Consider the following 25,802-nt stretch of genomic DNA (forward strand, 5'->3'; position numbering starts at 1 on the left):
GGATGATTCAGGGAGCTCCTGCCATCGCTTCTGGAAGCGGTAACCGTTTGAGGCAATCCGGGTATTCGTACAGTCAAACCGCAGGTGAACTACATAATATAGGTTGACCCCATGAAAAAGGAGGTTCAAACCTATGAGCGGAGTTGTAGGCGGCGTTGGTTATCCAGGCGGAGTTTTCAAATCGACGGGAGCGATCCTGGTTCTCTTCATCCTTTTGGTCATTATTTTGAGCTCCTGTTTTTGTTAAGGCGGAACACAACACATCCTGGCGGTATCCGGCCGGGATGTTTTTTTATGCCCGCGTTAGTTTACCTAATTACATACAGTCATTTAACCTGGGAGGGATTGAGGATGAACCAACTCGTGATCGCATTGTTCCGGACGAGACAGGATACGGCGCTGGCGGTCAGCGCGCTTTGGGAGCGTCATTTTGACAAAAAGGACGTGTCGCTGCTTGCCCTTGACAAGAGACAGTTATCTATCGTATGCCGGGATACCGGCTTGAAAGAACCCGTGTCCAGGCATGGTACCAGCGGGTTGTTCGGCGAAATCCGAAATTTAACCTCCAGCCTGACGCTGCGGGATCAAGTCACCTGGGCATCGGGGCCGGCAGCGGCCAAACTTGGGGGGGCGGAAGTCGGCGGGAAGAGCGACGGGCTGATTGTCAGTCTGGTGGGGATTGGCATCCCCGAAGGGGATGCAGAAAACTATGAGAAGCTGCTGATTCAGGGGTATTTTATGGTCATTGTGGAATGCAGTAAGGAGCGAAGCATCGAGGCGCAGCATGTTCTTGAGGCCCATCGTTGCGTCGAGACGAGAAATGAAAAGCGTGTATCGACATAAAAAAAAGGCGATCGAGTACCGATCCCCTTCCGGTCAATAAATGATTCTCCGGTTTAGTTTAACGGCCGTTCCGTATTTTTTGCTGAGGATCTTGGCCTCTTCGGTGACGTAGGCGAGGATGTGCTGCAGCCGCTGGGTGGCTGGCCGGATGGTTTCCTTGACTTCTCCGTGGACGATGACGTCAAACACGATCATGAGCGAATACCTCCTTATATGCGGGATAAATCCATGATAAAATACAACCATCAGAGAGGAATCAATTTGGATGGAGCGGTTTGTAAATTCTACGGTTTATACTCGCATTACATAAGACAGGTACGATAAGTTGGTAAAGGTTTGCGAGAATACCAGTCGGGAGGTTGAGAGAAGTTGGATTCGATTATTAATTTTGCCCACCGTGGCGCATCTGCGGTATGTCCGGAAAATACGATGGCCGCTTTTGCCCGCAGTTTGGAGCTTGGGGCCACAGGGATTGAAACCGATGTTCAGTTAACCCGGGACGGCCGGCTTGTCCTGATTCACGACGAAACGTTGTCCCGGACGACAAACGGGAGCGGGTGGGTCAAAGACCATGACCTGGAAGAGCTGAGGAAGTTGGACGCCGGCAGCTGGTTCCATCCCGATTTTGCGGATGAGCGCCTTCCGCTGCTGGAAGAGCTGCTGGAGCTGGTTCAGGACACCGGGACCGTCGTCAACATCGAGTTGAAAAATACGAAGGTACCTTATGCAGGGCTTGAGGAAAAGGTCATCGACATGGTAAGAAGCTATAACCTGAGCGAGCGGATCGTCATCTCAAGCTTCAATCACTATTCCCTGCGGCTCTGCAAGCAGCTCGCGCCTGAAATCCGCACTGGCATTTTGTACATGGAGGGACTGTATGAGCCGTGGGAGTATGCCCGCAGCGTTGAAGCCGACGCCCTGCACGCCTACCATTTTGCGGTGCTGCCAGAATTTGTGGCGGGAGCGAAGGCAGCCGGTAAAGTATACCACCCATGGACGGTCAACGAAGAAAAGGAAATGCAGCGTCTTATCGACGCAGGGGCAGCAGGTATCATCACCGACTACCCGGATAAGCTGGCAGCGCTGCTGAGCGCTTCAGTGCGCTCCTAAACAACGATAACCCGATGCCACGGCGGCATCGGGTTATTTTGTGCCCGTAAACGTCTCCAGAACAGTGAGGGAACGCGTTACCCTTGATGGTCCGGTGAATCCCCGTTCGACGGATGTTTACCTTTCTTCAATTCCCGCGCCCCTTCTTCCAGCACGTCTTCAATCATGTCCGTGGATGAGGGCGTTTCATGATCGGGATCCGGAATGGGGTCGACCCCGGGGAAACGATCCTCTTCATTCGGTTTATTCATCGCCACACGTCCTTCCAATAGAATCGTTGGTACTTCCATAGTGTGTTCCTTATATGTAAGGATAAACCGTTCCACGCGCCGATGAACCACATTTTCCTGCACCTTACGAGCCGAAAGGATAATCGTTATATAAAAAAATAAAGCCGCCCAGGCAGGGCAGCGAATATTAACGAATATGAATGAGGCGTGACAGATGGCCGACTTCATCCAGCGGAATCCACATGGAGCCATACACCGTCCGCATCTTTAAAGTGCCCGGATCATCGGATTTCTCGGGGATGCCGGTAATGGATTCACCATCCAAATTTTGAACGAATAATTGATGGCCGCGGCGGATCGCCATTTCAATTTCCTTTTCCATGAGACTATTCTCCCGTATCCACATACTGGTAAGACTTTTGTATCAATAACTATCTTTATCATAAGATAATTTTCGTCTGTTGGATAGAGAACGGATGTTTGATTGGTGGGGATATGGACCTAAAATATGAATTTAATTTGAACGGATGTGCTGAAAAATAAAAAAACCCTCCGTCTGGAGGGGCAGAAAAGAAAACAGAGCAGCTAAATCCGGATGTCTAGACGGTTTCCCAAATGGGGTACGGCGCTGCTATCCAGCATTTTGACCAGGGATTGACCGTCCTGCGAGGCTTGATCCTTAGCGATTTTAAGCACCTGAATGCTCACATTTTGAGCCAGCCGGGACTGGCTCATGGCCATCGATAAAGCAGGGATATCCATCATAAGCCTCCTCTATGTAAAATGGGTAACATCTATGTTATCGGATGTTCGGTGTGATTTATAAAATAGATGCCGCCCGGGAACCAAGTTCCCGGGCGTGCGATCAGGGAGGTGTCGTGTTGATTTCATCCGAAAAATCCGGAATTAATACATTTCTCCACCGAAGTGATGATCGCGACAGTGGCATCTTTTATGGTGGCGTTTTTTGAAGTGGTGGTGCTGTTTGTGAATCTTATGGCAGGAAACATGCTTTTCTTTGTGGACTTTTTTGATTACAGGTTCCCAGTCGACTTTGACGAATATCGTTTTCTTGATTTCTTTTTTGAGGATGACTGGTTTTGGTCTGCGGACATGACAGTGACGACGGTGATCATGTTCGTGGAAAAAGAATTTACCCATTTGGTTACCCCACCTTTGTTGGAAAATGTGAAACCTGAGATATCGTATGTAACGGTTTCCTTCGCAAACACGGCGGAGGTCCCTGTGAGAATAAAATAGATGATTATCTTAACGGGACAGGGCCAAAACTCTGTGTGAAAATAACAAAAAACCCTTGAAGCCTTAAGCTTCAAGGGTTTCTATAGATGATCTGCAGTGGGCTCGAACCACTGACCCCCACCCTGTCAAGATGGTGCTCTCCCAGCTGAGCTAGCAGATCGTATAAGTCAGATACATTTAATATAATAGCAGCGCCGTAGTTAGCTGTCAATCATTTTATTTTGCTCACGGTGAATGGCATGCACAATTTGTTTGCCGCTCATGATTAGAAGCTATCCAAACGGGCGAAAACTAAAGTATATTTCGAAGCAGAAGGAGTGGCACGGTATGCCGAACAAAGGCGGGCTGCTTGCGGCAGGGATGTGCCTGCTGCTTGCCGGATGCTCCCCCGCGGGTGAGTTTTCGGATGCGCATGAGCCGATCAAGCCCGGTTCAACAATGTCCGATTCACCGATTATGCTGGACGTTTACGGCAAATCGGTCAGCGAGGATGTGTATTCCAAGGGCCCTATTACGCCGCCCTGATTCCCCTGAACAAGACATAGGGCCCGTGCTCCGACTGCACCGGCCCTTGTTTTATTTTAGATATAAGAAAGTATTTGCATCGGAGATTCGGTTTCCTTAGTGTTCGTCGATAAACGTTTTTCTTATTCCTCATCCCATTTGCGTGAATACCCTTTTTGGATGACATAAATGAATGAATAGATCAAGATGGCTGATAAAATGACGATCAGCGCAATGGTCATGCCCATAACGATCCATGGTCTCCCTTCCATAGAGCTCTCATGAGTCAACTATACAGGAAAATCATTTTTTTGTATAATGATTCAGCCGTGTTTTTTATATTGATTGCATGAAAGAGAGGGTAACCGATGCCTGCAGAAATAGTATACGTGACGACCCCCGAGCAGCTGGAACATGCGCTGGACATCCGCCAGGAGGTGTTCGTCAAGGAACAAAACGTGCCCGCCGACCTGGAGATCGACGAATACGATGTGATCAGCGAAAATGTTCATCATATCCTCCTTCAGGACAAGGATCAGTATGTGGCCACCGGCCGGATCATTTATTATAACAGCGATACCGCCAAGATGCAGCGAATCGCGGTTCGCCGCGAGTTCCGCACCCACGGGTTCGGCCGCATTTTGCTGATGGCGATGGAAGAGCGTGCGAGGGAACTGGGGCTGGCCTATTCCATCCTGGATGCTCAGTGCCAAGCTGAACAGTTCTATGCAAAACAAGGCTACGAGGTCATTTCCAAGGAGCCGTTCGATGACGCGGGCATTCCGCATGTCCGTATGAAGAAAACACTGTAGGCTTCATTTCTTCGCATAAATCCTTGTTCTCAGGGAACGATATCCATATGTCACCTTGATATATCATGACAACTTAAGGAGTGGATATCGATGGGAAACCCAGGAAGAGAACAATTTATCGCAGTACAGAAGAACGGTGACGGCGACTTGACGGCCTTTCAAACGTCGTCGGGCCGGGTGCTCGATTACGAGCAGGCGCTGCAGGAAGTAAAGGCGGGCGCCATTGCCGGAGTAAACGTCTTTAAAGGCCGTGACGGCGAGATGTACATCCGCGGGGACGCCGACGGCGATCCGTCGAATAATCTCGATAACCTGCCTACCTTTGAATAAAAGACGAGCGTCATGCTTCCAAAAATAACAGCCGGCTGCAGAGAAGGTTCATCTTTCTGCAGCCGGCTGTGTTTTTTCACCCGTAATCCACATCGACCTGCAAGGGTTACAGCGTATATACGTGCCCTTGCTTAAGGAAGGTCATTTCTCCGGTTTTTCCTACAAACTCGTCTTTATTATCCGCATAATGCATCAATCGAATCATACGCTGAACCGGCTCCGGCAGCGATAGCAGCTCACTGAGCGTCGTATGCACCTCGCCCGGTCCTTCCAGCTGGACCTCGTGAAGGATCGTATCACAGCCGCGTTCCCGTACGAGCTTGTCCAGCAGCCCGGGGTCGAAGGTCATGTCAGCACTGTAGAAGATCCGGCCGTTAATATAGAGGGAAAAGCTGTCTTTGCCCGGAATGTGGCGGTTCGGGATAAGCTCCAGCTCGATTTGCTCCGACAGGCGGCAGGGAATCCCCGGCTGAAGCGTATGTACGTCGAAGGCGTCCTCGAGGCAGGTGATTTCGCCGGGTTGGGACAGACCGCCTTTCAGCGTGTGCTCCCACAGCACATCACGCAAAGCTTCTGCGATATAAAGCTTCATTTTGCGACGGTACGCATATTTCATCTGGAAGGCAAGCTCCTCCAGGCCGCCGACATGATCGCCATGAATATGGGTGATCAGCACGGCATCCAAGTCATTAAACGTTTTGCCCAGTTGGTGAAGGGCGAGGGGTGCTGTAATTCCACAATCGATCAGCAAAGTGAACGACCCGTCCCCGAGCAGGGCATTATTGTTGAAATACTTTTTGGCAAAAGCGCTGCCTGTCCCCAGCATCTGAAGCTGCAAGCTCATCGGTTGATCCTCCTGTAAATGAGCGGCATGCCGAGCATGCCGTTCGTATTTTTTTCTTTCATTATACACCACAGTTCCCAATTTCCATCTCCCCCCATAATATGCTGTAAACGCGCGAAATGGGGTTTTGTCATGGCGAAGGGAAAAAGCAAAAAACCGGCACAAGCCAAAGGGGAAAAGGTCATCCGAGGCATGAGGCTCGTGACCTCCGACGTATGTGAGGCCTGTAAAACGCCCTGTGCCCGGGGAATGGCGTACGCGGCACGGATGAGAGTTCCGGGTGCGGTCGGCAAAGGGGTGCCCTGTATTTTAACCAAGAAATAAGGAGAGAAATGAGGAACTGAACCAAAAATTTGGAGCTATAGTCCCACAAGGTGGGGCTTTTTTTGTGTTTCTGGAACAAAATTCCTTCACTTTTGAGAAAAAATGTGAGTTTTGTCCGTATGGACAGCGCAACTTGCGTTTGTACTTTTCGTATATACATACAACATCACGATGGAAATGGAGGGAAATGAACAAGATGAATTGGAAGAAAGTTATGGTATGCGTATTCGCCTTTTCCCTGATGGGGGGGTCTGTGTTTGCAGATTCAATCACCCAGAAAGTCAGGGTGTGGATGAACGGCAAGGAAATCCAGGACGGCGGTTATATCATCGACGGCAAAACCTATGTCCCGATTCGGGAGTTTGACGGGGTCGTAAAGTTTAATTCAGATACGAATAAGGTTGAATTCATTAAGCCTAACGTACATATATTTCTGTTTAATGGAGATACCGTCTTCGGTAACGTCAATAAAGGGAAGCTCAAGTTTAACGTATTCTGCCAGGTGGACAGCTTATCGGATGATGTGGCGAGCGTAAAGGTAGCTATTACGGATCCTTCGGGAAAGGTTAAGGATATCCAGTCTCAGGACGTAAGCGGCAGCCAGAAGGATAATTTCTGGTTCCGGACATACGATTTTACGTATGATTTCAGCAGCGCGGGCAAATATAAAGTGGGGTTCTACATTAAAGCCACCAAGACCAGCGATTACGTCCTCGTATCGCAAAAAGTGATCACTGCGCTGAACTGACAACCCCCGAGGAGGATAAATTGACCAGATCATGCGGACGTGATACGATACGGTGGTATGATCCATTCCAACCATAAGTGAGGTTTTTGTTAAAATGAGCGATCACAAGCATGAACACGGCGAAGCCTGCAATCATGATCATGACCATGATCACGAGCATGAGGAATTTGTTCTGACGCTGACAGATGAGAACGGCAAAGACGTGGAAATGGTTCTTGTCGAAACATTCGATGTAGGCGAGAACGTTTATGCACTGCTGCTGGAACGTGAGAATCCTGAAGCGGACGGCATCATCCTTCGTGTCGAGGAAGAAGACGAGGAAATGATGCTTTACAATATTGAAGACGAAGAAGAATGGAACAAGGTGGAAGCCGCTTATAATGAGCTGGTTGCCCAGTTGGACCAGGAGTAATCCTTTTCGCCACAAGCCCTACACCAAGAAACCCCCGAACCGCAGCGAAAGCGGGACCCGGGGGTTTCTTTTTTTGGTGCAGGCGGCAAACAGCCGCGCGTATTAAAAAATCGGATCGGTTTCCACAATGACCTTGACGTTTTGGATATACCGGTCTTCCGGTCCTTTTACCGGCAGCCCGACGTCCACATGGTCGACGATGTAGTCGATATTGTCTTGGGAGATGACCTCTCCCGGAAGAAGGATCGGAATGCCCGGCGGATACACATAAATGAACTCGGCGATAATGCGTCCGGCCGATTCCTTGAACGGAATGACTTCCGTATCCCCGTAGAAGGCGTCCCTTGGAATGAGGGACAGCTGCGGAATTTCCGGAATTTTAACAACCAGCTCGTTGGCTGTGTTTACGTTATAGTAGGTCTGTGCCAGCTCGCGGAGCGCATTCACCAGGATGGAGATGGTCTCCTCGTTATCCCCTGGCGTAATCAGGCACAGGATGTTGTACATGTCGCTCAGCTCGACTTCGATATTATACTTTTCGCGAAGCCAGTTTTCGGTCTCATAACCGGTGATCCCCAGGTGGCGGACATGGATGGTCAGCTTGGTCGGATCAAAATCGTAAGTCGCTTCCCCGCCGAGAATTTCCTTGCCGAAGCAGTAGAGACCTTCAATTTCATTGATTTGCTTGCGGGCGGACTGCGCCATGTCGATGGCACTTTGGGCCATGGCATATCCGTTCAGCGCCAGGTTCCGTCTGGAGGTATCCAGCGAGGCGAGCAAAATGTAGGAAGTCGACGTCGTGGTCAGCATACTGATGATCGTTTGCACGCGCTGCGGATTGACATAGCCGTTCTTCGTGTTCAGATTCAGCACGGAGCTTTGCGTCATGGAGCCGCCCAGCTTATGCACGCTCGTCGCAGCCATATCCGCTCCTGCATCCATAGCGGACATCGGCAGTTCCGGGTGGAAATGGGTCAGCACGCCGTGGGCTTCGTCCACGAGGACGGGCACATGCCGGCTGTGGGCGAGGTCCACGATCTCCTTCAGATTGGCGGAGACGCCGAAGTACGTCGGATTAATGACGAGAACCGCTTTGGCGTCCGGATGACGGTCCAGGGCCCGCTGTACGGAGCGGATGGTAATGCCGTGGTCGATCCCTAAATTTTCGTCGCGGGCCGGCGAAACGAAGACGGGCTTGGCGCCGGAGAAAATAATCGCGGACATGACCGACTTATGGACATTCCGGGGAACGATGATTTTGTCGCCAGGAGAGCACATCGTCAGAATCATGGTCATGATCGCGCCGCTGGTTCCCTGTACGCTGAAATACGTGTAATCGGCGCCGAAAGCGTCAGCAGCAAGAATCTGGGCTTCCTCGATGACACCGGTCGGCTGGTGGAGGTCGTCCAACGGGGCAATATTGATCAGATCTATAGAGAGGGCGTTATCGCCGATAAATTCTCTGAATTCGGTATCGGTCCCCATTCCCTTCTTGTGGCCGGGAATATGGAACTGAACGGGATTTTTTGCCGCGTGCTGTGTGAGTGCTGTAAATAAAGGGGTACGGCTATGGTCCATGTATGCTGTCACAACCTTTCATCTGTTAAAATTACAAAGCTCAGTATAGCAAATCGGGGGGCGAATGCAAGCGGCTTTTTGACCCTGTGAAAATCTCGTCCACATATGGGGTACACTATTAGTATAGACCATACTGCCGGGAGGATTCGCACAAACCAAAATAGGGAAGTGGTGAAACGCGTGTCGCAAATAACGGGAGCGGCGGCAGCCCGCCGGCTGATCTCGCCCTTTTTCATCGGGCTGCTGACGATTCTATTTCTCGTGGAATTTATGAAAGGGTCGCTTCTGGTGGCCATTTTGCCGGTTTATATGAAAAACTCGCTCGGTCTCGGCGCCCATACGATCGGTCTCGCTTTTTCCCTTCAATATATCGGAGACAACCTGTTCCGCAGCCCATCGGGCTGGATCGCCGAGCGGCTGGGGTACCGCAGAACGCTGACAGGGGCGCTGGTGCTGACCATCGTCGCGGTTGGCATGATCGCCTTCTTATCCGGCGCAGGCTGGCTGTCGCTTGCCTGTTTTATTCTTGGGGTAGGCACTTCGCCGCTGTGGCCCTGCGCCATGACCGGGACGACGGCCATTTCGGGTCCAAGAGGCAGCAGCGGACAAATGATCGGCATGCTCGAGATTGCTTCGCTGGGCGGAACAGGCGCAGGACCGATCGTCATGAATTTTTTGATGGACCGTACGAACAAAAACTATCAGACGCTATTTTTTATCCTTATCGGCTGCTGCATCATTGTAGTTCTGGTTGCATTGCTCCTCCCGGGAAGAGTCAAGGCCAATGGGCAGGGGATGACAGGAAGGATGGAATCTGTGAGGGGGTTCCTTCCCCAACTGCTCGGGAAGGTGAATCATCTATTTACGAGCATCCGCAAGACGCTGTACGAAATCAGGCATAACCTGAAGGTCAGCTGGCTGGTGTTTCCGGCGCTGTTTCTCCAATCCTTCGTCATCGGGCTGCTCAGCCCTGTGATCACGCTGTACGTTCAAAATGAGCTGCACCTGTCTCCGAATATGTACAGCCTGCTGCTGATCGCGGGTGGAGGCATTACGGTGCTGGCGATCATTCCATGCGGGAAGCTGGTCGACCGGTTCGGAACCGCTCCCTTCCTGAATGCCGGGTTTCTGCTGGCGGCTATTTCCCTCATCATGTTCTCGTCGGTGCGCTCGCTGCCGATTGTGTTCGCCATCGTAGGCGTGGTGGGCATCAGCTATGCCATGATCCTGCCTGCCTGGAATACCTTTGTATCGACACATGTGCCCAAAGGCGAGCGGGGAGCGGTCTGGGGATTTTTCCTCACCCTCCAAGGCTCGGGCATGGTTGTCGGGCCGATCGTTTCAGGTCAGCTCTGGGACCGTCTCGGGCATTCGGTGCCTTTTGTCGCCAGCAGCATCGTCATGGCCGTGCTGTTTGTGATCCACCTCGTTTTGTCGCGCAAGAAGCGGGCAGACGCGCCGTAACAAACAAAAAAAGGATAGGGTGCCAGCGCGCTTATGCGTACCGGCTGCTCTATCCTTTAATATTTGGCTGCACCGTAAGCGGCGGTTAGAACGCCATTTTATACAGCGGCAGCAGCTGTTCAAAAGTGGAATGAATGACGGACACCAGTTGGTCTCCGTCCTCCAGCACAGGGTCCCCTTTTTCAATCCGGAGTCCGCACAGCACCTCGGATTTTTTGACGTTCTTCAGCTTGTCCGCCATTTTGGCGAAGTCTGCGGCCGTCATTTCAGACTGCGGGGTAAAGCCGGGGTCCATATGGTCCATCGACCAATAGAACGTTTTGGGGAGCTTTTTGACAGTCGCGATTCCTTTCTTGCCTTCCAGATGCTCGGCGAATACCGACTTGTTCGTGCTTTCGTAAATGATCGCAAAGATGATGAACAGATGCGTGCCGAACATGCCCACCTGAAAATGGGGGAGGGCTTTGTAGCCGCGTTTGTTGGCCGCCCAAGCCACCCAGGTATCGTTCGGTGGGTTTACCGTCCGGCGGGCATGCTTGGCCACGTGAACGAACATTTCCTCTCCGCAGAGCGCGGACAGGAATGGAACGATTTCGCTGCCTAATATTTCAAGTTTGGGGCGGACCCGCTCAATAAGCACCTCCATCCGGGGCTCCAGTCCCTCCACATTAAACACTTCAAAATCCTGCGAGTTAAATCCTACAAACGGCATTCTTGCTGCCTCCTCCATCCAAATGCGTGTTGAATTTTTGTCCCATTATACCATAATCCGCGGCGGATCTTTAATTGGCAGGGCTTCCGGCCGGTCTTTTCCGTTTGATGCTGCGCCCTGTCGGGTAAAAATAGTCAATAAACCAAGTTACCGTTACATAGGATAAAGTATAAAATATAGCAAAGCTGTTAAGCCATCAGCTTGATAACGAAGCTGAAGAATCACCGGCCGATTCCAGCCCGCCGGTCTTAAGAAGCGGGAGAAGGAAATAGCCAAAGGCGGTCCAATTTTGAAGGAGGGAGTGCCGTGAATAAGAGCTATGAAGTGGAATACTGCAATTTGGAGCTTCGGTTTAACCGGCGGCATATTCAGGACCTGATCAAGGATTTGATTCAAGACGGCTATTCGTTGTACTGGAGCGAAAACGAAACCCTGTTCATCATCTCCGTCCGAACGGGGCGCAAACTCGTCAAGCTGCGGTTTAACCGGACGAAAAACGGTTATAAGATGGTTGGGGATTATACGATCCGGGACGCCAAGCTGGCGGAATGGATGGAGAAGCTGATCGAGGATACCCGCGGTCACGCGATCGTCAAACGGTTCAAGGACCGCCAGATTCTGATCGAGAGCATTCTATTCGGCGAGGTGATCCGGCTTGTCGAAATTTCAGGCTATCAGCAAAAAGTATTGTATCAGAAGGGTCCCTTTATGACGGAGCAGGAGATTTCCAAAATGTATTTCTCCAAAGAAGGCGACTTGCGCCTGCAACTCCTGAGGCTTGAGCTGGATGACGAGCTGGAGCGCCTGTACGAGGCGATGCAGGCCGGAGATGCCGAAAAAGCGGAGAAGAGCAAGGAGAAGCTCGCCGCCCTGTCCAAGGATTTAATGATGCTTGAATGGTAAATTACCTTTTGTACGACAATAGAATGGAAGATCGTTCATAAACACCTCGGATGCGCTGCGGGGTGTTTTATCACGGGCAGCTGACTGCCGAACCCGGACTTCACTTTCACGCGTAAACACGTTAAAATAGGCTTGTTCTAAAATTTTCATCAAAAAATCGCAAAGAATGGAGAAAAAACATATGTCGAAACAACAAATTGGTGTCATCGGCCTTGCTGTCATGGGCAAAAATCTGGCACTCAACATTGAGAGCAGAGGCTTCACCGTTTCCGTGTTTAACCGCTCTCCAGAAAAAACGCATGATCTTTTGAAGGAAGCCGAAGGAAAAAATCTGACGGGGACTTTCTCGATTGAGGAATTTGTGAACTCGCTGGAAACACCGCGAAAAATTTTAATTATGGTACAAGCCGGCAAGGCGACCGACGCCACGATCGAGCAGCTGGTGCCTCACTTGGACGAAGGGGACATCATCATCGACGGAGGTAACGCGTACTTCCCGGATACACAGCGCCGCAGCGCGGAGCTGGAAGCAAAAGGACTGCGCTTTATCGGGACAGGCGTATCCGGCGGGGAAGAGGGAGCTCTGAAGGGACCTTCCATTATGCCAGGGGGACAAAGAAGCGCCTACGAACTGGTGGAACCGATTCTGACGGCGATTTCCGCCAAAGTGAACGGGGAGCCTTGCTGTACATATATCGGACCGGACGGTGCCGGACATTACGTAAAAATGGTGCATAACGGCATCGAATACGGCGACATGCAGCTGATCTGCGAAGCTTACCAGCTTCTGAGGGACACGCTGGATTTGAGCGCCGAAGAACTGCATGAAATTTTCTCCGACTGGAACAAGGGCGAGCTCGACAGCTACCTGATCGAAATTACGGCCGATATTTTCGCCCAAAAGGATCCGGAGACGGGCAAACCGATGGTGGACGTTATTTTGGACGCAGCCGGCCAAAAGGGCACGGGCAAGTGGACAAGCCAAAGCTCCCTGGATTTGGGCGTGCCGCTGTCCATGATCACGGAATCTGTGTTCTCCCGCTTCCTGTCGGCCATGAAGGAAGAACGCGTAGAAGCGAGCAAAATTTTGAACGGCCCGAAAAAAGCCCCGTTCCAAGGGGACAAAGCCGTGTTTATCGAGAACGTCCGCAAGGCGCTGTTTGCAAGTAAAATCGTATCCTACGCCCAAGGCTTCGCACAGCTGCGCGTCGCTTCCGACGAGTACGGCTGGGATCTGCAGTACGGCAACCTGGCGAAAATCTGGCGCGGCGGCTGCATCATCCGCTCCCGCTTCCTGCAGAACATCACCGACGCCTACGAGAAAGATCCGGGCCTGAAAAACCTGCTTCTGGATCCGTTCTTCAAGGACATCATCGAGAACTACCAGGGAGCATGGCGTACGACAGTATCGACGGCCGTGGCTCAAGGCGTTCCGGTTCCCGGCTTTGCCAGCGCCCTGGCATATTTCGACAGCTACCGCACGGAACGGCTTCCGGCGAACCTGCTTCAGGCGCAACGCGATTACTTCGGAGCCCACACGTTCAAGCGCGTGGACAAGGAAGGCGTCTTCCATCACAACTGGATTCAGGAGTAATCGTTACTTGGGGGAGCCGCTTCGTTTTCTCCGCTCTGGAAAAGACCGTGCATCGCCTCCAGCAGGCAGACGCGGATCCTTTCGTTGTCGAGCCCCTGGGCAGATGACCGGCTGAGCAGGAGGACGGCGGCCTCGCCGAAATATTGAAAATTGCGCATTAGACGTGGCTTGGGAAGCTCCAGCAGGGCTGGATCTTTCTGGGCCACTTTTTTTTGGACGTAATGAAGCACCCAGAGCAGATCGTCCCGGCACAAAATGTGCTGGGGATCGAAGATTTGCTCTATCCGTTTGGGGCCTCCTAGTAAAGGGCTATGGGAATCATGCATGGCTCCTCTCGACCACTCCTCATATTCTACTGGTTATCAAGTTGATGTATGTATATGATAGAGTTCCTGCAAATAGACTTGCAGGCGAAGGACGGCATTGTCGAAAGTTTTTGGCCTGTGTTATGATATGTAGCAAGTAACGGCATGGGCAGCAGCAAGTGCAAAAAGGGGTGTTCTATTGAACCGGACTAAACAAAATATTATCTTGATCGGTATGATGGGCACGGGCAAGTCAACCGTCGGCGACCTGCTGGCTATGGAGCTCGGATACCGGCTGATCGATCTGGATGCCGCCGTCGTGGAAAAGGCAGGCATGACGATCCCGGAGATCTTCGAGCGGCATGGCGAGCCGCATTTCCGCGAGCTTGAGAACGAGACGCTGCGGCAGGTGCTCGCCTCCGGAGAAGGAGTGATCGTCGCCACGGGGGGCGGCGCGGTGCTGCGCCCGGACAACTGTGAGCTGATGCTGCAGGGCGGTCTCGTCGTGGCGCTCACCGCAGATGCGGAGCATATTATTGCCAGGGTCCAGGGGGACCGGAACCGGCCGCTGCTTGCGGGCAATGCGGAGGAGCGGGTGAGAGCGCTGCTTGAGGAGCGGAGAGACGCATATCGCTTTGCCCACTGCACGGTGGACACATCGGGCCTTGCGGCGGAAGAAGTCATGCGTGCAATTTTAGCGCATTACCGCGTCTAAGCTTATCTCTGTGAAAAAGCAGCAGCAGCCTGACCGGGGTCAAGCTGCTGCTTCAGTAGCTTAGGTTGCGGCCCGGTCAAGCAACCGGAAGGGCACCGAAGCCATAACTTCACTTTGTGGGGATAATGTTTTCGGGGCTCCCCGCAAAGTACCTGGAATAGGCATCGAAGTGAAAGCTCCCTTTAATGGGGATGATGTTTTCGGGGCCCCCCGCAAAGTACCTGAATAAGCATCGAAGCGAAAGCTTCACTTTATGGGGATAATGTTTTCGGGGCTCCCCGCAAAGTACCTGAATAGGCATCGAAGCAAAAGCTTCACTTTGTGGGGACTACTCTTCTTCTTCCTCGTTCCATTGAAGCATGCCGCCGACCATGTTGACGCAGTCGATGCCGTGCTGCGACAGGTACTGGCAGGCGCGCATGCTGCGGCCGCCGCTGCGGCAGATCATAATGACTTCGCCGTCTCTCGGGATTTCGTCCAGACGGGCGGGGATTTCACCCAGCGGGATATGCTTGGCGCCGCTGATCATGCCCTGGGCCACTTCATCGTCCTCACGGACGTCGATCATCTGCAGGGACTCGCCGGCAAGCAGGCGGCGTCTCACCTCAGAAGGCTCTATTTCACGAAACATTGACAATGTTAAAACCTCTTTTCGACTGTAATCATACTGTTCATCACCTATGATACCCAAGCAGTAAATCGGCTGTCAATCCGGACAGACCCGCGGGAAGAGCCATACTACCGACTAGTGCAAAGGAGATTACACATGGACATGATCGTACATCCGACTCCCCGGCTGAGCGGGGAAATCGGAGCTCTCTCATCCAAAAACTATACGACCCGCTACCTGCTGGTGGCGGCGCTGGCCGAAGGGACAAGCACGGTATACTTCCCGGCTCACAGCGAGGACAGCGACGCAATGCGCCGCTGTATCCAGGACCTCGGCGCCACGCTCGTCGAAGACGACGAGAAGGCCGTCATTACCGGCTTCGGCAGGCATCCGCGCGACGTCAAGGAGCTGAACGTCGCCAACGCCGGCGCGGTGCTGCGCTTCCTGATGGGAACCGCCGCCCTCTGCCCGGAGGTGACGTTCGTCAATACGTATCCGGACTCGCTGGGCAAGCGCCCCCACGACGACCTGATCACCGCGCTTGAGCAAATCGGCGTGCAGGTGGAGCACAACAACGGACGCCTGCCGATCACGATTCGCGGCGGGCAGGCGAAAGGCGGCCGAATTACAGTATCAGGCGAAGTAAGCTCTCAGTACTTGAGTTCTCTGCTGTTCCTGACACCGCTGCTGGCGGAGGACAGCGAGATTGAGGTCACGGGCGACCTGAAATCGAAAGTCGTCATCGGTCAGACGCTGGAAGTGCTGGAGCAGGCAGGGATCGTCATTCATGCCAGCGACGACTACACGCATTTCCGCGTTCCCGGCAACCAGTCCTATCAGGCGAAAACCTATACTGTGCAGGGCGACTACCCTGGATCGGCGGCAGTGTTGGCGGCGGCGGCGGTCACGGAATCGGACGTGCTGATCAAGCGCCTGCCGGTGCAGAGCAAGCAGGGAGAGCGCGCGGTTGTCGACGTGCTTCAGATGATGCAGACTCCCCTGACGCATGAGAACGACGAAGTCCATGTCCGCGGCAATGGGAAGCTTAAAGCCGTCGAGTTTGACGGGGACGCGGCCACGGATGCCGTGCTGGCCATGGTGGCTGCCGCCGTGTTTGCGGAAGGAACCTCCCGCTTCTATAATGTGGAAAATTTGCGCTACAAGGAATGCGACCGCATCACCGATTACCTGGCCGAGCTTCGCAAAGCCGGGGCCAACGTGGAGGAGCGCCAGGCGGAGATCATCGTCCACGGGCGGCCGGAAGGGGTCGAGGGGGGCGTCGAGATCAACGCCCATTACGACCACCGGGTCATCATGGCGCTGACCATCGTCGGCCTGCGCTCCAAGCAGCCGCTGCGAATCAAGGATGCGCACCACGTCGCCAAATCGTACCCGCAGTTCTTCGACCATATGAAGGCGCTTGGCGCCCAGGTGGAATGGGTAAAGTAACTCATAAGCTATAAGTACAAGTAAATCCGATTATTGAAGAAAATAGAGCAAAGGCGGGATGAACGATGTCATTTGAAAATCCGACCCGGGAAGAAATCAAGGAAATTCTGGAGCAGGCCGGCAACATTGCGGTTGTCGGCCTGTCCGACAAGCCGGACCGCACTTCTTACATGATTGCGGAAGCGATGCAGCAGCGCGGCTACCGGATCATTCCCGTGAACCCGACCGTTCAGGGAACCATCCTTGGCGAAACGGTCTACGCCTCGCTGAAAGACATTCCTGAACCCGTCGATATTGTCGATGTGTTCCGGCGCAGCGAATACTGCGCGGACGTGGCGAGGGAGGCTGCCGACATCGGCGCACGGGTACTGTGGCTGCAGCTCGGCGTTGTCAACGATGAAGCCGCCAGCATCGGCGAAGAGAACGGCATGCGGGTCATTATGGACCGCTGCATCAAGGTGGAGGACTCCGTAACCCGGCCGAACCGTCCCGGCCAAAAGAACGGATAATACCTTCGCCTGAATACGAGGCAAGACAGGGCCGTGCAGAGCAATCTGCAGGTCCTTTTTTCTTTTTGACAAAAAGTTGAACAACGCGTACCATTTTAAATATGTGTGTGTGTTGAGAGGAGAGTGCATGTCTTGAACTGGCTTGGATCGCTGCAGCAGCTCGGCAGAGCAGTGATGCTGCCTACGATGGTTCTGCCGTCGGCCGCCATACTGCTGTGTGTCGGCAGTCTGCCATGGGCAGCCTGGGGGCTGCCGGGCGTCGCAGAGGTGTGCACTTGGGCAGGACAGGGTATTTTTTATTTCCTCCCGTATCTGTTTGCGGTAGGAGTGGCTTGGGGTCTGGCGAACCAGGCAGGACCGGCTGGCCTTGGGGCTCTGGCCGGGATGTTTATCTATGATCAAATTACGAGGCATCTGGGTAATGGTGGCATTCAGCCTTCCACGCTGATCGGCATCATTTTCGGCATGATCGCCGGCTCTGCCTATAACCGGTATAAACATATCAAGCTGCCTGAGATTGTCCAGTTTTTTGGCGGCTCGCGCTTCGTGCTTTTGTTTATGGGGCTGTTCTCCGCCCTGTTTTCGTGGGTGATGGTCTTTATCGCTCCGCTGCTGCAGAAGGCGCTGAACGAGCTGACCATGCTCATGGCGCATATGGGCGGATTCGGTCTGTTTTTATACGGCATTTTGTACCGGATCCTGACGGCGTTCGGCCTTCATCATCTGCTCAACAATGTTTTCTGGTTCCAGCTGGGAACTTACAAAACCCCGTCGGGCAGCATCGTGCAGGGGGATTTGCCGCGTTATTTTGCGGGGGATCCGACCGCCGGTACATTTATGGCCGGACTGTTCCCTATTATGATGTTCGCACTGCCGGGCATCGCCTTGGCGATCATCCAGGAAGCGCGGGAAGACCTGAAGCCGAAGGTCAAGAAGACGTTTTTGACAGCGGCCTTGGTCTGCTTCTTGACAGGGGTGTCTGAACAGATCGAGTTTGCCTTCTTGTTCGCAGCGCCTTATTTGTTCATCCTGCATTCGATCCTGTCGGGGATCGCGATGTGGATTACGTATGCGCTCGATATTCATCACGGGTTTTCCTATTCCGCAGGGGCGATCGATTATCTGCTGAACTTCCATCTGTCGCATAACGCGCTTCTGATTATTCCGATCGGGCTCGGATACGGCCTTGTGTACTATTTTCTGTTCCGCTGGGCCATTCGGAGGTTTCAAATTCCGACGCCCGGACGCGAGGAAGGCTCCACGCTGGAGGACTGGGCAGGCAACATCCCTTATCAGGCTCCGCTCATTCTGGAAGCGCTCGGGGGCAAGGACAACATCGTTCAGGTGGAATCCTGTATCACCCGGCTGCGGCTGACGGTCAAGAACGACCGCATGATCGACAGCAATGCGCTGAAGCTGCTCGGCTCCGCGGGGCTGATCAAGCTCGGCGGCGGCAACGTGCAGGTCGTATTCGGCACCTATTCGGAGCTAATCCGCGAGGAAGTGAACAAGCTGCTGCACCGGGATTTGCCGCAGGTGCTGTTCAGCGCGCCGGTCCAAGGGAAAATGATCCCGATCGAAGAAGTGCCCGATCATATTTTCGCCGCGAAGCTGGTGGGAGACGGGGTGGCGTTCATGCCGGAGAAAGGGGAGCTCGTGTCTCCGGTATACGGGACGATCATGCACCTGTACCCGACGATGCATGCCATCGGGATCTCGACACCGGAAGGGCTCGAGGTGCTGCTTCACATCGGCATCGATACGTCCCAGCTCAAGGGCGGGCATTTTACCGCGGTCGTGCAAGAAGGAGACGCGGTGGAGCCCGGCCAGCTGCTGGTTAAATTTGATATCAACTATATCCGAAGTCATGCTTCATCGCTTGCCACGCCGATGGTGATCACCAACCCGGACCGCGTTAAGTCATGGAGCTTCGCTCCGTTCAAAGCCGTCAAGAAGGGGCAGACGTCGGTTATGTCCGTAGTATTACACGACAGAAATGTTGGAGGTTTGGAATCATGATACAAGGCATCGGTGCATCTGCCGGGGTAGCGATTGGAAAAGCATTTGTACTGCCGAACTGGGAATGGGACCTGCCCGAGACCGGGATCGACGCAGTAGATCTGGCCAACGAATTTGAACGGCTGTATGAGGGGATACGAACCTCCAAAAATGAGATTGAGTTTATTAAAAATGAGTTCAGGGATATGGTCGGGGAAGAGGAGTCGAGCATTTTTGACGCTCATTTGGCCATCCTGGACGATCCGGTGTTCATGAATGAAATTCAAGGCGTCATTGAGCGCCAGTATAAAGCGGCCGAGGTCGCGGTAAAAGAGGCGATCGATCATTTCGTCACGATGTTCGACCTGCTGGATGACGAATACATGAAGGAGCGGGCGATGGACATCAAGGATGTCGGCAACCGCCTGCTCAAGCATCTGCTCGGCGCGCCGGAGATTACGCTGCCTGCGGATACCCAGCCGTATATCCTCGTGGCCAAGGAGCTGTCCCCGTCCCAGCTGGCACATTTGAATCCTTCTCACGTGCTCGGCATCGTGACGATGGTCGGCGGGAAGACGTCCCATTCGGCCATTATGGCACGGGCTCTCGGCATTCCGCTCGTTGCGGGGCTGGAGAACAAGCTGAAGGATCCGATCCAGACCGGGGATTTGCTGGTCATTGACGGGGACACCGGAGCGCTGTATCTCAATCCGGACGATACGCTCGTGGAAGAATATGTGCGGATCCGGGAGCGCCAGCTGGCGAAGAAGGAGCAGCTGGAGCTGTTGGCTGCCGTCGAAGCGATCACGAAGGACGGCTGCGAGCTTCACCTGGCCGCGAACATCAGCTCCGCCAAAGAAGTGGAATCGGCCTTGAAATACGGCGCCAATGGCGTAGGGCTGTTCCGGACGGAATTTTTGTACATGGACCGCAGCACGTTTCCGAGTGAAGAGGAACAGTTTGAGGTGTACCGCCAGGTAGCCCAGCAAGTGGGTGAGCTTGGGGCGGTGATCCGCACGCTCGACATCGGCGGCGACAAGCAGCTGGATTATTTTGCGCTGCCGGATGAGGATAACCCGGTTCTAGGCTACCGGGCGATCCGGATCAGCCTTGACCGCCAGGAGCTTTTTCAGACGCAGCTGACCGCCATTCTTCGGGCGAGCGCGTTCGGCAGGGTGAAAATTATGTACCCGATGATTTCATCGGTCGACGAAATCAGACAAGCCAATGAAGTGCTGCATCGGGCCATGGCCGATCTTGACGCAAGGGGCATCGCTTACGACAAGGACATCCCGGTCGGCATCATGATCGAGATTCCCGCCGCAGTCATCATCGCTGATCTGCTCGCGGAAGAATGCGACTTCTTCAGCATCGGCACGAACGATCTCGTACAGTACGTATTGGCAGTTGACCGGATGAACGAGCAGATCGCCCATATGTATCATCCGTTCCATCCGGCGATTCTGCGGATGCTGCGCACGACGGTGGAAGCCGCGCACCGGGTGGGCATTCCCGTCAGCGTGTGCGGCGAAATGGCCGGCGACGAACGCTCGGTACCGATCTGGCTGGAGCTGGGCGTGGACCATCTGAGCATGTCGATCCAGTCCCTGCTGAAGCTGAAGCATCGGATACTTAACACGACGGCTTCCGATGCGAAGCGGACGGCGCAGACATGTTACCAGTTGAAGAGCAGCGTCGAAATCGAACGCCTGCTGACCGAATTTGCCGAGCCTGCCTGCGCAAATAACGAGAGCGTGAATCAGCCTCGGGGCGAAAAGGGCAGCAACGCTTCCTGACCCCTGCCCCTGCCGTCTAAATACAGAAAAGAGCCCGCCGATCCACCAAGTGGACGGTCAGGCTCTTTTTTTTGACCCGGCTGACTGCCTATGGCCTGCTCCTTATTGCCCCGCAAGCGCATCGCAAAAGGCTTTGCCGTAAGGCGGAAGATCCGGCGGGCGGCGGGCGGACACGATATGTCCGTCAGTGACGACCGCCTCGTCCTTCCAGATTGCGCCGGCGTTCTCCATGTCGTCCCGGATGCCCGGAGTGGAGGTCACGTTAACGCCCTGCAAAATTTTAGCCGAGACCAGCACCCAGCCTGCATGGCAGATTTGCCCGATCGGCTTGCGTTCCTCGTGCATTTCCCGCACCAGCTGCAGCACCTTTCCGTAGCGGCGCAGCTTGTCCGGCGCCCAGCCGCCGGGCACCAAAATGCCGTCGTAATCCCGGCTGTCCACTTCTTCAAACGAATAGTCCGATACGGCAGGAACGCCATATTTGCCGATGTAGGAATGTCCCTTCTTGTCCCCGACCAGGTGCACCTCGGCGCCTTCCTCCCTCACCCGGTATACGGGATACCACAGCTCCAAGTCTTCAAACTGGTCATCGACGAGCGCAATGACCTTCTTTCCGGCTAATCTCATGTTCAGCATGCTCCCTCCTGAGTAAATGTCCCTATGTTTCCAGTGTAACAAAAATGAATAGAACAATCATGCTTTACAAGAAAGGGATGGGCCGTTTGGTAAATAAAACAGGTGGGCTAGAGAGGAAGGAATCCAGCGCGGGCAGGGCGAATACGAAGGGGAACGATGATTTTTACAATGACTATATAAAGATGTAAAAAGATATATGGGGTGGAAATATGGGATCAAAATGTAAATGTGGGGAAGTCCTTAGACTTGACCTTCGCACGGTGATGTATACCCGTAACGTAATCATACGGCATGTTCCGGTGCTTGCGTGTGACGATTGTTCGAATTATGAGCTGCTGCCATGCATGAGACCGGTGCTGAAGAAATGCGTCGAGACGCTCGGGGAGCGTCCTTCCCGTCGAAGCTTTTCTTTGGCAGACCACCATGAGCTGGCAGGAATGGTTCGCGAGGTGTTCCTGCGTCCCGACAGCCTGTCCCGCGAAGATTTGGAGCTGCAGATTGAAACCGAGGTCAGGGACCGTATCAACCTGCTTCTGGACTTATACAGCTTTGCCGAACAGACTGAGGACCACGAGTGGGTGGAAAATATCCGGGAGCGGCTGTCCCAGCTGTCGGCGATGCTGCCTGAATTGAACCAATTTTACGCCTGATTTACGTTTTACTGCATTTTTTCGGGTTTTTCGCTAGGTATGTTGGATTTTTCACGAGCTTTTTGATACGATAGATTCAGGATTTGAATCGAAAAAAGGGGATGTATATCAAATGGCGACAATGACTAAACTGACTACTAGCGATCAGCTGCAAACCGCATTGGAAGCCTCCACAGATAAGCCTCTACTGCTGTTTAAGCATAGTACACGCTGCCCGATCAGCGCCGGTGCGTATCGGGAAATGATGTCTTACTTGGAAGATCAGCCGAATGAAGCCGTACAGTATGGTCTGATCCATGTTGTCGAAGACCGTCCGGTATCGATGGAAGCGGCGGATCTTCTTGGGGTGCAGCATGAATCGCCTCAGGTTATTCTGGTTCAAAATCAGGCGCCCATCTGGCATACGTCTCATTCTCATATTACTTCTGAAGTGATTAAAGAGCATTTGCAACAGCTGTAAGTGTAATCATTGCACAATGCAAAATTTTGTCGTATCATTGAGTTTAATGGGTTGACGAATGAAAATTTATTTGCAATGGAGAGAAGGAATTTGACGGTAACCATTTACGATGTGGCGCGTGAAGCAGGCGTATCGATGGCCACGGTATCGCGGGTTGTCAACAACAATCCGAACGTGAAGCCTCAGACCCGGAAGAAAGTATATGAAGCAATTGAACGTTTAGGATATCGTCCGAACGCGGTGGCAAGAGGACTTGCCAGCAAGAAAACGACAACCGTGGGTGTCGTGATTCCGGACATATCCAACTCCATTTTTGCGGAGATCGCCCGGGGTATCGAAGATATCGCCAACATGTACCACTACAATATCATTTTGTGTAACGCTGACAAGAGAAAAGACAAGGAAATTCGCGTCATCAACACGCTGCTTGAGAAGCAGGTGGACGGGCTGCTCTTCATGGGCGGAACCGTAACGGACGAGCATATTCAGGCCTTCCAGACCTCGGCTGTGCCGATCGTGCTCTGTGCGACGCGCGACGAGAACGGCATTTATCCTTCCGTGGATATCGATCATGAGGCTGCCGCCTTTGACGCGGTAAATACGCTGATTCGTCACGGTCACCGGGATATCGCCATGATCAGCGGAACGCTCCAGGACCCGGCGAACGGCTATGCCCGTTTCCAAGGCTACAAGAGAGCGCTGGAAGCTGCCGGCATCGAGTATCAGGAAGACCTGGTTCGCATCGGCAACTACCGGTATGAATCCGGTGTGGAAGCGATGAAGTATTTCCTCGGGCTGAAGAAGAAGCCTACGGCGATCTTTGCGGCCACCGACGAGATGGCGATCGGCGCCATTCACAGCATTCAAGACGAAGGTCTGAAGGTTCCCGATGACTTCTCGATCATCAGTGTGGATAACATCCGCATGGCTTCGATGGTTCGTCCGCAGCTGACGACTGTAGCGCAGCCGATGTACGATTTGGGTGCGGTAGCGATGCGTCTCTTGACCAAGCTGATGAAGAAAGAAAATGTGGACAACCCTCGGGTCATTCTTCCTCACGAAACGATTTTGCGGCTCTCCGTAAGTCATGTGAACGAGGAATAAATAGACATATCCAAATATGAAAAAGGTTGAATACTCGTGAAAAAAGCTCCTTCAGGGAGCTTTTTTTGGGATGTGCGGCTTTTAACAGATACGATGCAGCCATGTGCCTGTTTTCATAGCCAATAAGGCCTTATCGTCCGAAATCATATTTTTGCACAAGCCAGCATCATCGAGAACTGACCGCTTGAAAGGATTGAAGATGACATGCCAGAAATGATAGGAATCATCGGAGCCATGGATGAGGAAGTGGAACTGCTTCTTGCCGGGATGGAAGGGGCGGAGACGGTCACGAAAGCGGGTGTCAAATATGCCCGGGGTACATACAGAGGCAAGCCGGTAATCGTTTGCAAATCCGGCGTGGGCAAAGTCAATGCGGCGGTAACGACGCAAATTTTGATCGACCAGTTTGGCGTCGACAAAGTGCTGTTTACTGGTGTGGCCGGAGCCGTTCATCCGGAACTGAACATCGGCGATATCGTCATTTCGTCGGACTGCGTGCAGCATGATATGGATGTCAGCCCGCTCGGATATGCACGTGGCGTAATCCCTTACCAGGAAGTATCGGAGTTCAAGGCGGACGCAAGTCTCATCGCTTTGGCACAGGAAGCTTGCCAGGCTCTCGGAGAGGTCAACTGCAAGGTGGGACGGGTTCTCTCGGGGGACCAGTTTATCGCGAACGTCGATCAGGTATCCTGGTTTTATGAGCATATGGAAGGAGCTTGCGTCGAAATGGAAGGCTCTGCCGTAGCCCAAGTCTGCTATATGAACGGCGTGCCGTTTGTTGTGATCCGGTCGATGTCCGACAAGGCCGACGGTTCGGCACATGCCAATTTTGCCGAATTTACGGTAGCATCGTCACGCCGCTCCCATGCGATTCTGGATTACATGGTGCAGCGGTTGTAGTCGGCGGCTCGACAAGCATCGAAACGATTGGAATCTAACTAAAAATCCCCAGTCCCTTGAAGAGAGGATGGAGCCGCACGATGATCGGCTCGCTCTGTCCCTCTTCCGGGAGACCGGGGATTTTTTCGGCTTGTCCGGCATATGGCAAAGGCCATCTCCGAAACATTGTGTATATGGTTAATACATAAATCGCTGCTGGAAACGGATCCGGTCAAACTGTTCCTTGGAGGACAGCGGAACGTCCCGGCCGATGCGGACCATAAGGCAGTTGGCCGGATGGGAACAGATCTCCGGATCGTCGGTGGCGTACCATACCATGTCCACGACTTTCATCAGCCGCTCCATCATTTTGCGATAGTCCCATACGCTGAGGCCGCTGGATTTGAGGTCCCAATGCCAATAATACTCGGTCGTAAAGACAATGTAGGGCTCCATTTGGCCGCCTTCAAAAGCGGTTGTGATCATTTTCTGCCCGAGTCCCAGCGAACGGTAGCTGTTGGCCACCTCAATCGCTCCCAGCTCGATCAGGTCGGCCATATGGCCCTGCGACCAGCGTTCCTGCTCGTCCGGGTAATGGAAGGTGACATAGCCGACGATCACGTTTTCATCCCGGGTAATGATGATTCTCCCTTCCGGAAGGCCGGCGATTTCGATCAACGCCTTGTGCTGCTCGGCCGGCCTGCGGAAAGCGTCGAGATCCGGATGCATCGTAAGCTCCGCGAGCCTCCCCGGTGGTACGGGACCTTCGACAATCAGGCAGCGGTCCTCGCGGGACAGCGGATGGACATGATACAGTTTGAGGTGTTCCATCTGGACGCTCCTTTCTGCTTCTAACCTACTTATAGCAAAAAAACAAATAAATGAAAAGGGAATGGCAGGGGCATACATCCTGTGCTATAATATCTCTGACATAAATTAGTCACATTTTTTTGCTGTTTCCGTAAGTGCTTAACCTGTATGCTATACCCTTTCAGCAATCATTCAAAACTCTCGTAAATC

Annotated in this window: 32 protein-coding genes and 1 tRNA gene; 21 read left to right on the plus strand and 12 right to left on the minus strand. The window is 53.1% G+C overall.

The genetic code is table 11. The features are described from left to right. Positions 1-133 precede the first annotated feature (133 nt). Positions 134-247, plus strand: coding sequence for a sporulation protein YjcZ (locus tag IAE55_RS06105; protein WP_084203873.1), 114 nt, complete (start codon positions 134-136; stop codon positions 245-247). A 104-nt stretch (positions 248-351) separates the two neighbouring features. After that, complete coding sequence (locus tag IAE55_RS06110; RefSeq protein WP_145158214.1) at positions 352-843, plus strand: hypothetical protein; 492 nt, start codon at positions 352-354, stop codon at positions 841-843. 33 nt (positions 844-876) lie between these two features. Here the strand turns inward: IAE55_RS06110 and IAE55_RS06115 are convergent, their stop codons facing one another. Next, on the minus strand, positions 877-1,038 hold the full coding sequence (locus IAE55_RS06115) for a mechanosensitive ion channel protein MscL (RefSeq protein ID WP_200631400.1): 162 nt from the start codon (positions 1,036-1,038) through the stop codon (positions 877-879). A 174-nt stretch (positions 1,039-1,212) separates the two neighbouring features. On the opposite strand from IAE55_RS06115, the gene IAE55_RS06120 reads away from it, so the two are divergent. After that, positions 1,213-1,953: a glycerophosphodiester phosphodiesterase gene (locus IAE55_RS06120; protein ID WP_145158217.1), complete on the plus strand. Its 741-nt coding sequence runs from the start codon at positions 1,213-1,215 to the stop codon at positions 1,951-1,953. Between the two features lie 77 nt (positions 1,954-2,030). On the opposite strand, the gene IAE55_RS06125 is transcribed toward IAE55_RS06120, so the two are convergent. From IAE55_RS06125 to IAE55_RS06135, 3 genes are all read right to left on the minus strand, one after another. Then, positions 2,031-2,204, minus strand: a complete 174-nt coding sequence (locus IAE55_RS06125) for a hypothetical protein (RefSeq protein WP_163879488.1) — start codon at positions 2,202-2,204, stop codon at positions 2,031-2,033. A 166-nt stretch (positions 2,205-2,370) separates the two neighbouring features. Continuing rightward, complete coding sequence (locus IAE55_RS06130) at positions 2,371-2,565, minus strand: hypothetical protein (RefSeq protein ID WP_089548166.1); 195 nt, start codon at positions 2,563-2,565, stop codon at positions 2,371-2,373. A gap of 203 nt (positions 2,566-2,768) precedes the next feature. Next, positions 2,769-2,948 carry a YjfB family protein gene (locus IAE55_RS06135; RefSeq protein ID WP_234489327.1) on the minus strand — a complete coding sequence of 60 codons (180 nt, stop codon included), beginning with the start codon at positions 2,946-2,948 and terminating at the stop codon, positions 2,769-2,771. A gap of 165 nt (positions 2,949-3,113) precedes the next feature. Between IAE55_RS06135 and IAE55_RS06140 the strand changes: the two genes are divergently transcribed. Beyond that, positions 3,114-3,443: a hypothetical protein gene (locus IAE55_RS06140; RefSeq protein WP_200631401.1), complete on the plus strand. Its 330-nt coding sequence runs from the start codon at positions 3,114-3,116 to the stop codon at positions 3,441-3,443. A gap of 87 nt (positions 3,444-3,530) precedes the next feature. On the opposite strand, the gene IAE55_RS06145 is transcribed toward IAE55_RS06140, so the two are convergent. Continuing rightward, positions 3,531-3,603, minus strand: a tRNA-Val gene (locus tag IAE55_RS06145). A gap of 167 nt (positions 3,604-3,770) precedes the next feature. On the opposite strand from IAE55_RS06145, the gene IAE55_RS06150 reads away from it, so the two are divergent. From IAE55_RS06150 to IAE55_RS06160, 3 genes are all read left to right on the plus strand, one after another. Then, positions 3,771-3,968: a hypothetical protein gene (locus IAE55_RS06150; RefSeq protein ID WP_145947511.1), complete on the plus strand. Its 198-nt coding sequence runs from the start codon at positions 3,771-3,773 to the stop codon at positions 3,966-3,968. A 347-nt stretch (positions 3,969-4,315) separates the two neighbouring features. Then, positions 4,316-4,759: a GNAT family N-acetyltransferase gene (locus tag IAE55_RS06155; RefSeq protein ID WP_116229567.1), complete on the plus strand. Its 444-nt coding sequence runs from the start codon at positions 4,316-4,318 to the stop codon at positions 4,757-4,759. Between the two features lie 90 nt (positions 4,760-4,849). Beyond that, entirely contained in the window at positions 4,850-5,089 is a 240-nt protein-coding gene (locus tag IAE55_RS06160) for a DUF3892 domain-containing protein (RefSeq protein WP_076169889.1), read from the plus strand. A gap of 106 nt (positions 5,090-5,195) precedes the next feature. Here IAE55_RS06160 and IAE55_RS06165 read toward each other — a convergent pair whose 3' ends face one another. Next, the gene (locus IAE55_RS06165; protein ID WP_200631402.1) at positions 5,196-5,933 is read right to left on the minus strand and encodes an MBL fold metallo-hydrolase; all 738 of its coding nucleotides are present in this window, start codon (positions 5,931-5,933) and stop codon (positions 5,196-5,198) included. 520 nt (positions 5,934-6,453) lie between these two features. Here IAE55_RS06165 and IAE55_RS06170 point away from each other — a divergent pair. Continuing rightward, positions 6,454-7,005, plus strand: a complete 552-nt coding sequence (locus IAE55_RS06170) for a copper amine oxidase (protein ID WP_089548164.1) — start codon at positions 6,454-6,456, stop codon at positions 7,003-7,005. Between the two features lie 94 nt (positions 7,006-7,099). Further along, positions 7,100-7,417: a DUF1292 domain-containing protein gene (locus IAE55_RS06175; RefSeq protein ID WP_076169893.1), complete on the plus strand. Its 318-nt coding sequence runs from the start codon at positions 7,100-7,102 to the stop codon at positions 7,415-7,417. A 102-nt stretch (positions 7,418-7,519) separates the two neighbouring features. Here IAE55_RS06175 and IAE55_RS06180 read toward each other — a convergent pair whose 3' ends face one another. Beyond that, the gene (locus tag IAE55_RS06180; RefSeq protein ID WP_145158229.1) at positions 7,520-8,995 is read right to left on the minus strand and encodes an aminotransferase class I/II-fold pyridoxal phosphate-dependent enzyme; all 1,476 of its coding nucleotides are present in this window, start codon (positions 8,993-8,995) and stop codon (positions 7,520-7,522) included. Between the two features lie 105 nt (positions 8,996-9,100). On the opposite strand from IAE55_RS06180, the gene IAE55_RS06185 reads away from it, so the two are divergent. Then, complete coding sequence (locus IAE55_RS06185) at positions 9,101-10,459, plus strand: MFS transporter (RefSeq protein WP_200631403.1); 1,359 nt, start codon at positions 9,101-9,103, stop codon at positions 10,457-10,459. 85 nt (positions 10,460-10,544) lie between these two features. On the opposite strand, the gene IAE55_RS06190 is transcribed toward IAE55_RS06185, so the two are convergent. After that, entirely contained in the window at positions 10,545-11,171 is a 627-nt protein-coding gene (locus IAE55_RS06190) for a YktB family protein (protein WP_200631408.1), read from the minus strand. A 306-nt stretch (positions 11,172-11,477) separates the two neighbouring features. On the opposite strand from IAE55_RS06190, the gene IAE55_RS06195 reads away from it, so the two are divergent. Further along, positions 11,478-12,074, plus strand: a complete 597-nt coding sequence (locus tag IAE55_RS06195) for a hypothetical protein (protein ID WP_076169896.1) — start codon at positions 11,478-11,480, stop codon at positions 12,072-12,074. Between the two features lie 181 nt (positions 12,075-12,255). Further along, positions 12,256-13,668: an NADP-dependent phosphogluconate dehydrogenase gene (gene gndA / locus IAE55_RS06200; protein WP_200631410.1), complete on the plus strand. Its 1,413-nt coding sequence runs from the start codon at positions 12,256-12,258 to the stop codon at positions 13,666-13,668. Here the strand turns inward: gndA and IAE55_RS06205 are convergent. Continuing rightward, positions 13,659-13,994, minus strand: a complete 336-nt coding sequence (locus IAE55_RS06205; protein WP_076169898.1) for a hypothetical protein — start codon at positions 13,992-13,994, stop codon at positions 13,659-13,661. The two genes, gndA and IAE55_RS06205, sit on opposite strands and share 10 nt — an antisense overlap. Positions 13,995-14,172: 178 nt before the next feature. On the opposite strand from IAE55_RS06205, the gene IAE55_RS06210 reads away from it, so the two are divergent. Further along, a complete protein-coding gene (locus IAE55_RS06210; RefSeq protein ID WP_234489328.1) occupies positions 14,173-14,688 on the plus strand; it encodes a shikimate kinase in 516 nt (171 codons plus the stop codon). A 328-nt stretch (positions 14,689-15,016) separates the two neighbouring features. On the opposite strand, the gene IAE55_RS06215 is transcribed toward IAE55_RS06210, so the two are convergent. Then, positions 15,017-15,319, minus strand: coding sequence for a rhodanese-like domain-containing protein (locus tag IAE55_RS06215; RefSeq protein WP_076169899.1), 303 nt, complete (start codon positions 15,317-15,319; stop codon positions 15,017-15,019). 135 nt (positions 15,320-15,454) lie between these two features. Between IAE55_RS06215 and aroA the strand changes: the two genes are divergently transcribed. The 4 genes from aroA to ptsP all read left to right on the plus strand — a co-directional run bounded on the left by aroA (position 15,455) and on the right by ptsP (position 21,050). Next, on the plus strand, positions 15,455-16,747 hold the full coding sequence (aroA, locus tag IAE55_RS06220; protein WP_200631411.1) for a 3-phosphoshikimate 1-carboxyvinyltransferase: 1,293 nt from the start codon (positions 15,455-15,457) through the stop codon (positions 16,745-16,747). A 65-nt stretch (positions 16,748-16,812) separates the two neighbouring features. Then, entirely contained in the window at positions 16,813-17,256 is a 444-nt protein-coding gene (locus tag IAE55_RS06225) for a CoA-binding protein (protein ID WP_076169901.1), read from the plus strand. 132 nt (positions 17,257-17,388) lie between these two features. Further along, complete coding sequence (locus IAE55_RS06230) at positions 17,389-19,275, plus strand: glucose PTS transporter subunit IIA (RefSeq protein ID WP_145023678.1); 1,887 nt, start codon at positions 17,389-17,391, stop codon at positions 19,273-19,275. Continuing rightward, positions 19,272-21,050 carry a phosphoenolpyruvate--protein phosphotransferase gene (gene ptsP / locus IAE55_RS06235; RefSeq protein ID WP_105444565.1) on the plus strand — a complete coding sequence of 593 codons (1,779 nt, stop codon included), beginning with the start codon at positions 19,272-19,274 and terminating at the stop codon, positions 21,048-21,050. Before IAE55_RS06230 ends, ptsP begins: the two co-directional genes overlap by 4 nt. A gap of 102 nt (positions 21,051-21,152) precedes the next feature. Here the strand turns inward: ptsP and IAE55_RS06240 are convergent, their stop codons facing one another. After that, entirely contained in the window at positions 21,153-21,677 is a 525-nt protein-coding gene (locus IAE55_RS06240) for a type 1 glutamine amidotransferase domain-containing protein (protein WP_200631412.1), read from the minus strand. 353 nt (positions 21,678-22,030) lie between these two features. Here IAE55_RS06240 and IAE55_RS06245 point away from each other — a divergent pair, with 353 nt between their 5' ends. The 4 genes from IAE55_RS06245 (at position 22,031) to IAE55_RS06260 (ending at position 24,803) form a co-directional block, all read left to right on the plus strand. Further along, complete coding sequence (locus IAE55_RS06245; RefSeq protein WP_144025411.1) at positions 22,031-22,336, plus strand: hypothetical protein; 306 nt, start codon at positions 22,031-22,033, stop codon at positions 22,334-22,336. 112 nt (positions 22,337-22,448) lie between these two features. Next, the gene (gene ytxJ / locus IAE55_RS06250) at positions 22,449-22,796 is read left to right on the plus strand and encodes a bacillithiol system redox-active protein YtxJ (RefSeq protein WP_200631415.1); all 348 of its coding nucleotides are present in this window, start codon (positions 22,449-22,451) and stop codon (positions 22,794-22,796) included. Between the two features lie 90 nt (positions 22,797-22,886). Next, positions 22,887-23,900 carry a catabolite control protein A gene (gene ccpA / locus IAE55_RS06255; RefSeq protein WP_076169906.1) on the plus strand — a complete coding sequence of 338 codons (1,014 nt, stop codon included), beginning with the start codon at positions 22,887-22,889 and terminating at the stop codon, positions 23,898-23,900. Between the two features lie 204 nt (positions 23,901-24,104). Further along, entirely contained in the window at positions 24,105-24,803 is a 699-nt protein-coding gene (locus tag IAE55_RS06260) for a 5'-methylthioadenosine/adenosylhomocysteine nucleosidase (RefSeq protein WP_145158251.1), read from the plus strand. A gap of 177 nt (positions 24,804-24,980) precedes the next feature. On the opposite strand, the gene IAE55_RS06265 is transcribed toward IAE55_RS06260, so the two are convergent. Next, positions 24,981-25,613: a GNAT family N-acetyltransferase gene (locus tag IAE55_RS06265; protein ID WP_089548156.1), complete on the minus strand. Its 633-nt coding sequence runs from the start codon at positions 25,611-25,613 to the stop codon at positions 24,981-24,983. Between the last annotated feature and the right edge of the window lie 189 nt (positions 25,614-25,802).

Origin of the sequence: Paenibacillus sp. S28 (assembly GCF_016624415.1) — a bacterium.
GTDB classification, from domain to species: Bacteria; Bacillota; Bacilli; order Paenibacillales; family Paenibacillaceae; genus Paenibacillus_AQ; species Paenibacillus_AQ favisporus.

Coding starts and splice junctions, on each gene's coding strand:
- IAE55_RS06105 (WP_084203873.1), top strand. CDS start 134: ATGAGCGGAGTTGTAGGCGGCGTTGGTTATCCAGGCGGAGTTTTCAAA.
- IAE55_RS06110 (WP_145158214.1), top strand. CDS start 352: ATGAACCAACTCGTGATCGCATTGTTCCGGACGAGACAGGATACGGCG.
- IAE55_RS06115 (WP_200631400.1), bottom strand. CDS start 1,038: ATGATCGTGTTTGACGTCATCGTCCACGGAGAAGTCAAGGAAACCATC.
- IAE55_RS06125 (WP_163879488.1), bottom strand. CDS start 2,204: ATGAATAAACCGAATGAAGAGGATCGTTTCCCCGGGGTCGACCCCATT.
- IAE55_RS06130 (WP_089548166.1), bottom strand. CDS start 2,565: ATGGAAAAGGAAATTGAAATGGCGATCCGCCGCGGCCATCAATTATTC.
- IAE55_RS06135 (WP_234489327.1), bottom strand. CDS start 2,948: ATGATGGATATCCCTGCTTTATCGATGGCCATGAGCCAGTCCCGGCTG.
- IAE55_RS06140 (WP_200631401.1), top strand. CDS start 3,114: ATGATCGCGACAGTGGCATCTTTTATGGTGGCGTTTTTTGAAGTGGTG.
- IAE55_RS06150 (WP_145947511.1), top strand. CDS start 3,771: ATGCCGAACAAAGGCGGGCTGCTTGCGGCAGGGATGTGCCTGCTGCTT.
- IAE55_RS06155 (WP_116229567.1), top strand. CDS start 4,316: ATGCCTGCAGAAATAGTATACGTGACGACCCCCGAGCAGCTGGAACAT.
- IAE55_RS06160 (WP_076169889.1), top strand. CDS start 4,850: ATGGGAAACCCAGGAAGAGAACAATTTATCGCAGTACAGAAGAACGGT.
- IAE55_RS06165 (WP_200631402.1), bottom strand. CDS start 5,933: ATGAGCTTGCAGCTTCAGATGCTGGGGACAGGCAGCGCTTTTGCCAAA.
- IAE55_RS06170 (WP_089548164.1), top strand. CDS start 6,454: ATGAATTGGAAGAAAGTTATGGTATGCGTATTCGCCTTTTCCCTGATG.
- IAE55_RS06175 (WP_076169893.1), top strand. CDS start 7,100: ATGAGCGATCACAAGCATGAACACGGCGAAGCCTGCAATCATGATCAT.
- IAE55_RS06180 (WP_145158229.1), bottom strand. CDS start 8,995: ATGGACCATAGCCGTACCCCTTTATTTACAGCACTCACACAGCACGCG.
- IAE55_RS06185 (WP_200631403.1), top strand. CDS start 9,101: ATGGGGTACACTATTAGTATAGACCATACTGCCGGGAGGATTCGCACA.
- IAE55_RS06190 (WP_200631408.1), bottom strand. CDS start 11,171: ATGCCGTTTGTAGGATTTAACTCGCAGGATTTTGAAGTGTTTAATGTG.
- gndA (WP_200631410.1), top strand. CDS start 12,256: ATGTCGAAACAACAAATTGGTGTCATCGGCCTTGCTGTCATGGGCAAA.
- IAE55_RS06205 (WP_076169898.1), bottom strand. CDS start 13,994: ATGCATGATTCCCATAGCCCTTTACTAGGAGGCCCCAAACGGATAGAG.
- IAE55_RS06215 (WP_076169899.1), bottom strand. CDS start 15,319: ATGTTTCGTGAAATAGAGCCTTCTGAGGTGAGACGCCGCCTGCTTGCC.
- aroA (WP_200631411.1), top strand. CDS start 15,455: ATGGACATGATCGTACATCCGACTCCCCGGCTGAGCGGGGAAATCGGA.
- IAE55_RS06225 (WP_076169901.1), top strand. CDS start 16,813: ATGTCATTTGAAAATCCGACCCGGGAAGAAATCAAGGAAATTCTGGAG.
- ptsP (WP_105444565.1), top strand. CDS start 19,272: ATGATACAAGGCATCGGTGCATCTGCCGGGGTAGCGATTGGAAAAGCA.
- IAE55_RS06240 (WP_200631412.1), bottom strand. CDS start 21,677: ATGAGATTAGCCGGAAAGAAGGTCATTGCGCTCGTCGATGACCAGTTT.
- IAE55_RS06245 (WP_144025411.1), top strand. CDS start 22,031: ATGAGACCGGTGCTGAAGAAATGCGTCGAGACGCTCGGGGAGCGTCCT.
- ytxJ (WP_200631415.1), top strand. CDS start 22,449: ATGGCGACAATGACTAAACTGACTACTAGCGATCAGCTGCAAACCGCA.
- IAE55_RS06260 (WP_145158251.1), top strand. CDS start 24,105: ATGCCAGAAATGATAGGAATCATCGGAGCCATGGATGAGGAAGTGGAA.
- IAE55_RS06265 (WP_089548156.1), bottom strand. CDS start 25,613: ATGGAACACCTCAAACTGTATCATGTCCATCCGCTGTCCCGCGAGGAC.